Consider the following 11770-nt stretch of genomic DNA (forward strand, 5'->3'; position numbering starts at 1 on the left):
CTCGGCGCCGTCCGGGGCCGGTCAGTGCGAGGCGGATCCCTCGCGGGCGGCGGCGCGGTCGGACTCCTCGCGCGCCAGGACCTCGGGGTCGGGAACGACGCGACCGCGGTGCACGTCGGTGAAGAACTCCTCGCTCAGCACGCGCTGCTCGATCTCGTACCAGCCGGTGCTCCAGGCCGAGCCGAGCGGGTGCTCGGCGTCGAGGAGGACGTGACCGGGGGTCGCGCCCCGCCCGAGCAGCGCCGCGACGGCGCGGTCGGGATCGTAGAGCGCGTGCTCGACGAGCGGGGCGAACACCTCGTGCACGGCGAAGTCCTCTGGCCGACCGAGGAGGACCGGGACGAGGTCCTCGCCCGCGCGCAGGCCGTTGGGCCACCAGCGGAAGCGGTCGACGAGCTCGTGGCACGAGATGCACGAGGGCGAGAAGAAGACGAGGTGGGTCGGCGGCTCGGCGAACTCGGCGAGCGCGATCCGCGCGCCCGCGGCGGTGAGGAGCACGGGCCCGGAGGAGGGGGCGGCGGAGGGGATCGCGGCTGCGGCGCGGCCCTGCACACGGTCGCGCACGAGCACCAGGACGACCGCGAGCAGCACCGCGGCGAGCGCCGGGAGCCCCGGTGTGGTGAGCGCGGCGGGCGGCACGGGCCCCGCCAGACCGGCGACCGCGAGGGCGACGAGGACGCTGTTGCGCACGACCGTGCGGCCGCTCATCCGCGCCTCGCCGAGCCCTCCGAAGCACTCGCAGTCGACGGGCTCCGGCGCGCGGGCGGCGCGGACCGCGACCACCAGGAACACTGCGAGCACGGCGAGCGCCGCCAGCAGGGCGAGCCGGTGCAGCGGCGCCGGAGCGAGGACGACGGCGAGGCCGAGCACGATCTCGACGACGGGGAACGAGCGGGCGAAGAGCGCACTGCGGCCCAGCGCGGCGGGGAGGCCGAGAGCACCGAGGGACTCGCGGAACCGCTCCGTCCGGCCGAGCTTCAGCGCCCCGCTCACCACGAGGACGGCGCCGGTGGCCCAGCCTGCGATCGCGAGCAGAACCTCGAGCATCCGTCCCTCTCGTGCACCGACGGCGGGTGCTCCGCACCGGACGCTACCCGAGGCGCCGCGCCACGAGGGGTCGCTGGCGCGGAACGACGGGCCCTCAGGAGTCGAAGCCGAGGCCCAGCGCGTCGAGGGTGCGCAGGAGCAGGTTGCGCCGTCCGCCGTCGTGGTCGGCGCGGTCGAGCGACCAGCGGGTGGCCTGGATCCCCGCGGTGGCGAAGGGCTCGGGCGGGAACGGCAGCGGGCGCGAGCGCACCATCTCGAGCTCGGTGCGCTCGGTCCGCTCGCCCGACAGCAGGTCGAGGACGACGTCCGCCGCGAAGGCCGTCGTGCCGACTCCGAGCCCGGTGTAGCCCGCGGCGTAGGCGACGCGGCCCGAGAGCGCCGTGCCGTAGAACGCGGCGAAGCGCGTGCTGGTGTCGATCACTCCGGCCCAGCGGTGGCTGAAGCGCACGCCCTCGAGCTGCGGGAACGTCGTGAGGAAGTGCGAGGCCAGCGCACTGTAGGTCTCGGGCCGCTCCTCGTAGCGCGAGCGGATGCGGCCCCCCGGGTGGTAGACCGCGTCGTAGCCGCCCCAGAGGATCCGGTCGTCGGCGGTGCGGCGGTAGTAGTGGAACTGGTTCGCCGTGTCGTTGACGCCCTCCCTCCCCCGCCAGCCGATCGAGTCGAGCTGCCCGGCGTCGAGCGGCTCGGTCATCAGGACGTAGTCGTAGACGGGCACGGTCATCAGCCGGGTGCGGGCGAGGAGGGAGGGGAAGGCGCTCGTGCCGAGGACCGCGTGCGACGCCTCCACCGCTCCCCCGGCCGTCCGCACGAGCACTCCGGAGGCCGTCGCCTCGAGGCCGAGCACCCGGCTGTCCTCGTGGATCTCGACGCCGAGCTCCTCGGCGACGCGGGCGAGCTCGCGCACCAGCTGCCCGGGATGCACGAGCGCGCACTGCTCGGCGGGCACGACGAGACCGGCGAGATAGGTGGGCGAGTCGACGAGGGCGCGGATGCCGTCGGCGTCGAGGAACCGCGCGCCCGCGACTCCGTCGCCCTCGGCGAGCGGCGCGATCTGGTGCTCCTCGACCGCCACCGCGAGCGAGCCGGTGCGCTCGAAGCCGCAGTCCATGCCGTAGCGGGCGATCGTCTCCTGGATGCCGTCGAGGTTCTCGACTCCCAGGCGCTCGAGCCGGTCGCTCTCCTCCGGCCAGCGGGCGAGGCCGTTCTCGCGGCCGTGCGTGAGGCTCGACTCGACGAAGCCGCCGTTGCGTCCGGAGGCCGCCCAGCCGATCGAGCGGGCCTCGAGGAGGACCACGCGGCGGCCGGGGTCGCGCTCCTTGGCGCGCAGGGCGCTCCACAGGCCGGTGTAGCCGCCGCCCACGATCACGAGGTCGGCGCGGACGGAGCCGACGAGCGGCGGCCGCGGGGCCGGAGCGTCCTCGAGCCAGAAGACGCCGCGCCGGGAGTCGGCGAGGGAGGCGTCGACGGCCGCGGAGGACGGGGCGAGACGCTCGAAAACAGTGGCATTTGTCGGCATGATGTCTCCATTACGCCAGTGATCGGTGAATTCGGCAACCGGATCCGTCGCGCAGAGGTGCGACGGTGGCAGCACGCTCGCACTGCGCCTCGCTACGCGCGACGGAACCGCGATCGCGCTGACGCCCTCCGGCCTCGGTAGGTGACGATCGGGACGAAGCGTCAGCCACACGTCCGGGGCGGACGTGGCGGTCACCAGCCGATGCAGCTCGAGGAGCGACGGCGCCGCGCCGATGTACTCGAGCGAACGGGTCTCCGCCGCGACCTCGATCGACCATCCCTCGCCCTCGCGGCGCCCGAGCATCCGGCGGGAATCACACCAGCCTTCGACCCATCGCTCGATCAGTGCCCGTGTGACCGGCACCTCCGGAATCGTCAGGACGATCGGATCGGACCGCGATCATCGCGTGCCGAGCGGGACGACCCGGCAGGGTGGAGGTCGAAGGAGGCGCCATGATCGCGGAGCTGAACCGACTGGTCGAGCTGGTCGAGGATCGTCTCGACGACGACCTCGACGTGGCGGCGCTGGCGAGGGCGCTCGGCACGACGGAGCACCACCTCCGGCGGATGTTCTCGTCGCTCGCCGGCATGCCGCTGTCGGAGTACGTCCGGCGTCGCCGGATGACGGTCGCGGCAGCGCACGTCCTCGGAGGCGAGGACCTGCTGGGCGTCGCGGTGCGGTTCGGATACGGGTCGACCGAGGCGTTCGGCCGGGCGTTCCGATCCGTGCACGGCGTCGCCGTCGGCGAGGCCAGGCGGCACGGCGGTCCCCTTCGCTCGCAACCGCAGCTCAGGTTCCGCCTGACCGTCGAAGGGACCACCCCCATGACCACTCGCATCGTCGATCGACCGGCGTTCCTCCTCCTCGGCCACGCCGCCCGCGTGCCGCTCCTGCACGAGGGCGTCAATCCGCACATCGCCGCCCACATCGCCTCCCTGCCCGCGTCCGAGCACGGCCGCCTGAAGTCCCTGAGCGACACCGAGCCGGCCGGGCTGCTCCAGGTCAGCGCCGAGGTCGACCCCGACTACACGGAGGGGAGCGAGCTGACCTACCTGCACGGAGTGGCCGTCACCGGCACAGCCCCGGCCCCCGCGGATCTCGACACGATCGAGGTTCCGGCCGGCACCTGGGCGGTCTTCCGCACCGAGGGCGCGCATCCGGCGGCGCTGCAGGAGGCGTGGGCCGCGACCGCGACCGAGTGGTTCCCGTCGAACCCGTGGCGGCTCCGCCCCGGGCCGTCGCTCGTCGCGGTGCTCGACCGTGCGGACGACTTCAGCACCGCCACCTGCGAGCTGTGGCTGCCTGTCGAGCGCGCCTGATCGCTCCCGCCGGCAGTGCGGTGTGAGCAGCGTCGACGGACCGCGACGACCGGGCCCAGCGCCCCGCCGTACACTGCGAGGGAACGGGGAGGGGCCATGCGAGGACGTCGGACGCGGGAGCGCTTGCGCGGATTCGCGGCGACCGCTCCGGCCGTCGTGCTCGAGGAGCCCGAGGCCGACGACGTCTCGCCCGGGATGCGCATCGCGGCCGCGTGGTCGTGGCGGGTGCTCACGGTCGCCGCGGTCCTCTGGCTGGTCGTGCAGCTGGTCTCGATGGTGCCGGTGGTGGTCGTGCCGGTGCTCGTCGCGCTGCTGCTGACCGCTCTGCTGACCCCGCTGCGCGACCGGCTCGAGGCCTGGCGCCTGCCGCGCGGACTCGCGGTGCTCGTCTCGATCCTCACCCTGCTGCTCGCGATCAGCGGGCTCGTCGCTCTCGTCGTCGTGCAGACCCGGGCCGGCTTCGGCGGGATCGGGCAGCGCACGCTCGAGGCCGTCGACGACGTCGAGGAGTGGATCCAGGGCCTCGGCTTCACGCAGGTGCAGCTCTCCGACTGGGCGCAGAGCGCGGTCACGTGGGCGGACGCGCAGGCCGCGACGATCGCCTCCGGAGCGCTCGCGGTGGGCTCGCAGGTCGCCGAGGTCTTCGCCGGCACGCTGCTCACCCTCTTCTCGCTGATCTTCCTGCTGCTGGACGGGCGGCGGATCTGGTCGTGGTTCCTCCGCCTGCTGCCGCTGCCGGCCCGGGCGCCCCTGCTGACGGGAGCGGCCGCGGGCTTCGAGGCGCTCACCCAGTTCGTGCGGGCGCAGCTCGGAGTGGCGGCGATCAACGCCACGGGCATCGGCATCGGGGCGCTCGCCCTGCAGCTCCCGCTCGTCGTGCCGATCATGGTCACGGTGTTCCTGGGCTCCTTCGTGCCGTTCCTCGGCGCGATCGTGACCGGGGCGCTCGCAGCACTGGTCGCCCTGCTGTTCATCGGGCCGGTGGCCGCGCTGATCATGGTGGGCGTCGTGATCGTCGTGCACCTACTCGAGGGGCACGTGCTGCAGCCGCTGATCCTCGGCTCGGCGGTGAAGGTGCATCCGCTCGCCGTCGTGCTGGGTGTGGCGATCGGCCTCGAGGTCGCGGGCCTCGCCGGAGCGCTCTTCGCGGTGCCGGTGATCGCCACGGTCAACTCCGGGGTCACGGCGATGCGGGATCGCTCGGCCGCCCTGCACGACCGGACCGACGCGTGAGCGCGCACCCCCTCGACCCGTCGGACCTGCCCGGATCGAGGGTGCTGCCGGCTCTCGCCTGCCCCGTGTGCGGCTCCGCCCTGGCCCCGGACGCGCTGCCGCGGCCCTCGCTCCTGCGCTGCCCGAACGGGCACAGCGCCGATGTCGCGCGGCAGGGCTACGTGTCGCTGCTGCGCGGGCGGCACGCCACCTCCGGCGACACCGCGGCGATGGTGCAGGCGCGCGCGGAGCTGCTCGGCTCGGGGCACTACCGCCCGATCCAGGAGGCGGTCGCCGCGGCGGTGCCCGCGGACGCCCGGCTCGTCGTCGACCTGGGCTGCGGCACCGGCGCCTACCTCGCGGCGGTGCTCGACGCGCATCCGGGGGCCGCCGGGCTCGGACTCGACCTCTCGGCACCGGCCGCTCGACGTGCCGCCCGCGCGCACCCCCGGGCGGCGATCGCGACGGCCGACCTCTGGCAGCCGCTGCCGCTGGCCGACGGCTGCGCCGACGCTCTGCTCACCGTGTTCGCCCCGCGGAACGCCCCCGAGATGCTGCGCGTGCTGCGGCCCGGCGGGACCGCCGTCGTCGTGACGCCGCGCGAGCGGCACCTGCACGAGATCCGCCCGGTCTTCGGCATGCTCGGGATCGACGCGGGCAAGGCGGAGCGCCTCGACGAGCAGCTCGCCGGCCTCGCGCTGACCGAGCGGCGGGAGCTCGACTACGCGGTCGACATGACGCCCGCGGAGCTGCGCGCGGAGGTCCTGATGGGCCCCAGCGCGCACCACGTCGACGCCGGGGCGCTGGACGCGGTGCTGGCGGAGCGCGAGCGGACGACCGACGTGACCGTCGCCGTGACGGTCTCGGTGTTCACCCGCGCCTGACGCGCGGCGGTCAGTACGACTCCCGGTTCCGCTCCTGGTCGACCACGGCGGCGCGGTCCGAGAGGCGCCGCAGTCCGGCGAGCGGCTGCGCCATGCGGTGGTTCGTCCGCAGCACCGGCTCCACGCGGTCCAGGAACGCCCAGTAGCCGGCCGTCACGGGGCAGGCGTTCTCGCCCAGGCGCACCTTCGGATCGAAGCGGCAGCCACCGCAGTAGTCCGACATCCGGTTGATGTAGGCCCCGCCGGACGCGTACGGCTTGGTCGCCACGACACCGCCGTCGGCGTGCTGGGACATGCCGATCACGTTCGCCGGCATCACCCACTCGGTGCCGTCGACGAAGACGTCCACGAACCAGTCGTTGAGCTCGGCCGGATCCCAGCCGCGCTGGAGGCCCCAGTTGCCGAGCACCATCAGGCGCTGGATGTGGTGCGCCCAGCCGTGGCGCCGGACGTCGTCGAGGGTCTCGTGCAGGCAGTTCGCCTCGATGCCCGCGGGGTCGAGCTCGAGCAGCGCCGCGGGCAGCGGGGCGGAGGCGCCGAGCGCGCGGCTGCGCGTGCGGTACTCCGGCCCCAGGTGCCAGTAGAGGTGCCACACGTAGTCGCGCCAGCCCATGATCTGCCGGACGAAGCCCTCGACGCCCGCGAGCGGTGCGCCTCCGGAGGCGTGCTCGGCCACGACGGTGTCGATCACCTCGCGCGGGTCGAGCAGGCCGAGGTTCATCGGAGCGCTCAGGAGCGAGTGCGCCATGGTCCAGTCGCCCGAGAGCATGGCGTCCTCGTAGGGGCCGAAGTCCTGCAGTCGCGAGGACGCGAAGTCGGCGAGCGCCTCCTGCGCCTCGGCCGGAGTCGCGGCGAAGCGCCGCGGGCCGTCCTCGCCGACGAGGTGCACGGCTCCCTCGCGCTCCCATCGGGCGAGATCCGCGCGGACCTCCTCGTCGATGTCGTCCTCCACCGGCCACCACGGATCCGGCAGCCCCAGCCGGGCCGCGCCCTTGGGCGGCGGCTGGCGGTTGTCGTGGTCGTAGTTCCACTTGCCGCCCTCCGGCTGGTCGCCGCGCATCAGCACGCCGGTGCGCTCGCGGCTCCAGCGGTAGAAGTCCTCGAGGAGGAGCCGGGAGCCGGCCCGCGCGAGCGCCCACTCGCGGAAGTCCTCCTCCTCGGTCACGAACCCGCGGCTGGGCAGCACGCTCATGCCCAGGCGGCGGGCGAGGCGGCGGCCGCCGCGGGTGGGCGGATCGATCACCTCGAGGTCGTCGCGGCCCTCGAGGGCCTCGGCGAAGGTCTCGGCGCGGACGTACTCGACGCGGTCGCCCAGCTCGCGGGCGCGGTGGCGCAGGGCCGAGAGCCACAGCTGCGCCTTCGCGCGGTGCATCGGCCGCCGCCCGAAGGCCGAGCGCGCCTCGACGAGCAGCATCGGGCCGCCGTCGTCGAACAGCGGGCCGAGCTGGCCGATGACGCTCCAGCGGGTGCGGGTGGGGATGCTCATGCCCGTCACGCTAGGCGGGAGCGCGCGGAGCGGGTAGGAGTTGCGCCGGGCCGGAGGAGGTGCGGGGAGCGGCGGGACCGGGCCGACCGGCACGGATGTGCAGCCGCAACGCCTTGCACCGCAGGGCGGGATGCAGTTCTCTCGAGTGGGGGCCGCCGCTCGGCGCGCCCCGGACCCGACGCGATGAAGCGAGGAACCCGCCATGGCACACGACGACGAGACTTCCCCCGGAACGACCTCCGGCGGCGCGAGCGAGGCGCCGCGCCGCGGCCGCCACGCCGCCGAGACGACCACGACCGAGACACCGGACGGCGAGTACACCTCGACCGACGGCGTCTCGCACACCGCCTCCGACGACCAGGGCAGCTACGTCGACACCTCGGTGCACGAGGAGACCTCGACCGAGAAGGGCAGCTACGTCGACTCCGACTCCGCAGGACCCGACTCGGACGTCGAGGGCGAGTACACCGACCGCGACGAGTGAGCCGGGTGCGGCCGGGAGCTACGCCCCGGCCGCGCGGCCCCGCTCGCGGGCCAGCCGGACGAGCCGGTACACGGCTCCGACCGCGAAGACCGCGACGCCGGTGAGGATCGACGGCAGCGGCAGGGTGAGCACGAGCAGCACGCAGCCGATCACCCCGCCCACCGCGACGAACCGCGGGTACAGGCGGAAGCGCCGCTCCTGCGTGAGCGCCGACACGTTGGCGACCAGGTAGTAGAGCAGCACCCCGAACGACGAGAACCCGATCGCCGAGCGCAGGTCGGCGACGAGCACCAGCACGATCACGACGGCGCCGAGGGCGATCTCGGCGCGGCGGGGCACCTGCCGCACCGGATCCACGTGCGCCAGCACGCGGGGCAGGTCGCCCTCGCGGGCCATGGCCAGGCTCGTCCGCCCGATGCCCGCGATGAGCGCGAGGAGGGCGCCCAGCGAGGCGGCGGCCGCTCCGATCCGGACGACCGGTCCGGTCCACGGCCACACCGCGGCCGCCTCCGCGAGGGGCTCGGTCGACGCCGCGAGCCGCTCCGGACCGAGCGCGACGAGGAGCGCCGTCCCGACCACGGCGTAGACGACGACCGCGAGCGCGAGGGCGCCGAGGATCGCGCGCGGGATCGTCCGGGACGGGTCACGCACCTCCTCCCCCATCGTGGCGAGGCGGGCGTAGCCGGCGAAGGCGAAGAAGAGAAGCCCGGCCGACTGAAGCACGCCGAGCGGGCCGATGGTGCCGACGCCGCCCGCCGAGGAGGCGGCGGCGGGCCCGGAGGAGACCGCGGCGGCGACGACCAGCGCGAGCACCGCCAGGACGATCGCGACGATGACGCGGGTGGCGAGCGCGGTCCGGGTGACGCCGAGCGCGTTGACCCCGACGAGCACCGCGACGGCGAGCACGGCGACCGGGCGCTCCCACCCGGAGGGAGCCGCGTAGGCCGCGAAGGTCAGCGCCATCGCCGCGCAGCTCGCGGTCTTGCCGACGACGAAGCCCCAGCCCGCGAGGAACCCGGGCCACTCGCCCAGGCGCTCGCGACCGTAGACGTAGGTGCCGCCCGAGCGCGGGTACTGCGCGGCGAGCTGCGCCGAGGAGGAGGCGTTGGCCCACGCGACGAGGGCGGCGAGTGCGAGCCCGGCGAGCAGCCAGGGGCCGGCCGCGGCGGCCGCGGGCGCGAAGGCCGCGAAGACGCCGGCGCCGATCATCGAGCCGAGGCCGATGGCGACGGCGTCGCCGGTCCCGAGGCGGCGGGCGAGGGAGGCGGGCGGAGTCACCCGACCCTTCTACCGCATCGAGGGGAACGGGCGGTGCTGCAGGGCTTCAGGGCGGCTTCAGCAGGATCGTCCTAGCCTGGGGCGAGCCGCGCTCGCCGCGGGAGGAGCCTGGGAGGACGCCATCCGCATCCTGGTCGTCGACGACGAGATCAACCTGCTGCGCGCGCTCGAGACGGGCCTCGAGGCCGAGGGCTTCGCCGTCGACACGGCCGCCACGGGCACGGACGCGCTGTGGCTCGCAAGGGAGGCGGAGTACGCGGCGATCGTGCTCGACCTGATGCTCCCGGACCTCAGCGGCTTCCGCGTCTGCGAGCGCCTGCGCGCGGCGGAGGACTGGACGCCGATCCTGATGCTGACCGCCAAGGACGGCGACCTCGATCAGGTGGAGGCGCTGGACACCGGTGCCGACGACTACCTCACCAAGCCGTTCTCGTTCCCCGTGCTGGTCGCCCGGCTGCGCGCACTGATCCGCCGCGGGGCGGCCGAGCGCCCGGTCGTGCAGGTGGTCGGCGACCTGGTCCTGGACCCCGCGTCGCGCCGGGTGGAGCGGGGCGGCGTGCCGATCCCGCTGACGGCGCGGGAGTTCAGCGTGCTCGAGTACCTCGTCTCGCGGGCCGGCGACGTCGTCTCGAAGCGGGACGTGCTCGGCGCGGTCTGGGACTTCGACTTCGACGGCGACCCCAATATCGTCGAGGTCTACATCCGCACCCTCCGCAACAAGATCGACCGGCCGTTCGGCGTCGACACGATCCGGACGCAGCGCGGGGCGGGCTACTCGCTGGTGGCCGGATGAGCCGCCTGCGCACGCGGATCACACTCGCGGCCGCCGCCGTGGTCGCCCTCGCCGCGGTGCTCGGCGGAGTCGGGTTCGTTCTGGTGCTCTCCTCCGTGCTCGCGGCGAGCGCCTCGAGCGCCGCCGAGGCCGAGGCCGAGCGCCTCGGCGCCCTGGTCGAGAGCGGTGGCGCGAGGTGGTCAGGGCCTCCGAGGGGGTCGTGCAGCTCGTCGTCGACGGCCGCGTGGTGGCGGCGGGCGAGGACGCGGAGGACCTGCCGGCCCTCGTGCGGGAGGAGGGCGAGGATCCCGTCACCGTGGACGTCGAGGACGAGGGACCGGTGGTCGTCGCGGCGCAGGAGCGGGACGACGGCTCGCTCGTGATCGCCGGAGTGCCGGACGAGGGGCGGGCGGAGGCGGTGGCGACGACCACGGCGCTCCTCGCCGTCGCGGTGCCGCTGCTGGTGGCCTTCGTGGCGGTGGTCTGCTGGGTGGTCGTCGGCCGGGCGCTGCGCCCCGTCGACCGGATGCGCGCCGAGGCCGACTCCGTCACCGCGGCCGCCCTGGACCGCCGGGTCGCGGAGCCCGGCTCGGGCGACGAGATCGACCGCCTCGCGCGCACGCTGAACCGCATGCTCGACCGGCTGCAGGACGCGCAGGAGCGGCAGCGCCGCTTCGTCTCGGACGCGTCGCACGAGCTGCGCTCCCCCGTCGCGGCTCTGCGGCAGACGGCGGAGGTGGCCCTCGCCCACCCGGACCGCCTCGACTCCGCCCGCCTCGCGAGGACGGTGGCCGAGGAGTCGGTGCGGATGGGCGGGCTGATCGAGGGGCTGCTGCTGCTCGCGCGCGCCGACGAGGCGCGACTGGCGATCGCCGCGGCTCCTGTCGACCTCGACGACCTGGCCCTGCGCGAGGTCCGGCGGCTGCGCGACTCCGGGATCGAGGTGGACGCGAGCGGGGTCTCGCCCGTGCAGGTCGTCGCCGACGAGGCGCTGCTCGCGCGGGCCGTGCGGAACCTGGTCGACAACGCGGTGCGGCACCGCTCGTCGCGCCTGGCGCTGACCACCCGGGCCGACGGCGTCGGGGCCGTGATCGTCGTCGACGACGACGGGCCGGGCATCGCACCGGCCGATCGCTCGCGCGTGCTCGGGCGGTTCGTGCGGCTCGACGAGGGCCGCGCCCGCGACGCCGGAGGATCGGGCCTGGGCCTCGCGATCGTGGCCGAGATCGCGGCGGCGCACCACGGCGGAGTGTCGATCGAGGACGCGCCCCTGGGCGGCGCACGCGTGGTGCTGCGAATCCCGCTCTAGCGCTCAACCGGCGGCCTGGGCGCTTCAGGGTGGCTTCAGCGACCGCGCGTGAGAGTGGTCGCGGCGTCGAGGACCGGCGCCGGAGAAGGAGCGGATCATGCAGAAGAAGACCACGATCATCACCGCCGTCGCCGGAGTCGTCGTGCTCCTCGGAGCGGGCACCGGGATCGCGTACGCCGCGACCGACGGCTTCGAGGGATCCGACCGGCTGACCGGGGCGGACCTCGACCGTGCGAGCGACGCCGCCCTCGAGGAGATCGGCGGCGGCACCGTCACCTCGGCCGAGCGCGAGGACGACGGGGCCCCCGGCTACGAGCTGGAGCTGCGCGGCGAGGACGGACTCGAGTACGACGTGCGCCTCGACGACGCGTTCGCGGTGCTGTCGGTGGACGCCGACGACGACGGGCGTCCGGCGAGCGGGTCCGCGGACGCCGGCGACGCGACCGTCGACGGCCCCGCCTCC

The 11770-nt window shown here is 74.7% G+C and carries 11 protein-coding genes; 7 read left to right on the top strand and 4 right to left on the bottom strand.

The genetic code is table 11. The annotated features are described in order from the left end of the window. Nucleotides 1-21 precede the first annotated feature (21 nt). Both B0T42_RS17755 and B0T42_RS17760 read right to left on the bottom strand, forming a co-directional pair. Nucleotides 22-1047 (bottom strand): MauE/DoxX family redox-associated membrane protein, encoded by a 1026-nt coding sequence (locus B0T42_RS17755; protein WP_077224330.1) that lies wholly within the window; start codon nucleotides 1045-1047, stop codon nucleotides 22-24. 94 nt (nucleotides 1048-1141) lie between these two features. Next, a complete protein-coding gene (locus B0T42_RS17760) occupies nucleotides 1142-2563 on the bottom strand; it encodes an NAD(P)/FAD-dependent oxidoreductase (RefSeq protein WP_077224337.1) in 1422 nt (473 codons plus the stop codon). A 452-nt stretch (nucleotides 2564-3015) separates the two neighbouring features. On the opposite strand from B0T42_RS17760, the gene B0T42_RS17765 reads away from it, so the two are divergent. The 3 genes from B0T42_RS17765 to B0T42_RS17775 all read left to right on the top strand — a co-directional run bounded on the left by B0T42_RS17765 (nucleotide 3016) and on the right by B0T42_RS17775 (nucleotide 5978). Then, entirely contained in the window at nucleotides 3016-3882 is an 867-nt protein-coding gene (locus tag B0T42_RS17765; protein WP_077224331.1) for an AraC family transcriptional regulator, read from the top strand. A 123-nt stretch (nucleotides 3883-4005) separates the two neighbouring features. Then, nucleotides 4006-5115 carry an AI-2E family transporter gene (locus tag B0T42_RS17770; protein WP_158078174.1) on the top strand — a complete coding sequence of 370 codons (1110 nt, stop codon included), beginning with the start codon at nucleotides 4006-4008 and terminating at the stop codon, nucleotides 5113-5115. Then, entirely contained in the window at nucleotides 5112-5978 is an 867-nt protein-coding gene (locus B0T42_RS17775; protein WP_094742803.1) for a methyltransferase domain-containing protein, read from the top strand. Before B0T42_RS17770 ends, B0T42_RS17775 begins: the two co-directional genes overlap by 4 nt. 10 nt (nucleotides 5979-5988) lie before the next feature. Here B0T42_RS17775 and B0T42_RS17780 read toward each other — a convergent pair whose 3' ends face one another. Further along, complete coding sequence (locus B0T42_RS17780) at nucleotides 5989-7464, bottom strand: cryptochrome/photolyase family protein (RefSeq protein WP_077224333.1); 1476 nt, start codon at nucleotides 7462-7464, stop codon at nucleotides 5989-5991. A gap of 202 nt (nucleotides 7465-7666) precedes the next feature. Between B0T42_RS17780 and B0T42_RS17785 the strand changes: the two genes are divergently transcribed. Continuing rightward, nucleotides 7667-7948 (top strand): hypothetical protein, encoded by a 282-nt coding sequence (locus B0T42_RS17785; RefSeq protein ID WP_077224334.1) that lies wholly within the window; start codon nucleotides 7667-7669, stop codon nucleotides 7946-7948. An 18-nt stretch (nucleotides 7949-7966) separates the two neighbouring features. Here the strand turns inward: B0T42_RS17785 and B0T42_RS17790 are convergent, their stop codons facing one another. Further along, nucleotides 7967-9226 (bottom strand): APC family permease, encoded by a 1260-nt coding sequence (locus B0T42_RS17790; RefSeq protein ID WP_077224335.1) that lies wholly within the window; start codon nucleotides 9224-9226, stop codon nucleotides 7967-7969. Between the two features lie 121 nt (nucleotides 9227-9347). Here B0T42_RS17790 and B0T42_RS17795 point away from each other — a divergent pair, with 121 nt between their 5' ends. From B0T42_RS17795 to B0T42_RS17805, 3 genes are all read left to right on the top strand, one after another. Further along, nucleotides 9348-10019 (top strand): response regulator transcription factor, encoded by a 672-nt coding sequence (locus tag B0T42_RS17795; RefSeq protein ID WP_077224339.1) that lies wholly within the window; start codon nucleotides 9348-9350, stop codon nucleotides 10017-10019. Between the two features lie 175 nt (nucleotides 10020-10194). Then, complete coding sequence (locus tag B0T42_RS17800; protein WP_236720391.1) at nucleotides 10195-11307, top strand: sensor histidine kinase; 1113 nt, start codon at nucleotides 10195-10197, stop codon at nucleotides 11305-11307. 97 nt (nucleotides 11308-11404) lie between these two features. Next, nucleotides 11405-11770: PepSY domain-containing protein (locus B0T42_RS17805; RefSeq protein ID WP_077224336.1), on the top strand; the 366-nt coding region annotated here is incomplete at its 3' end.

Source organism: Rathayibacter rhapontici (assembly GCF_001995175.1).
GTDB lineage: Bacteria > Actinomycetota > Actinomycetes > Actinomycetales > Microbacteriaceae > Rathayibacter.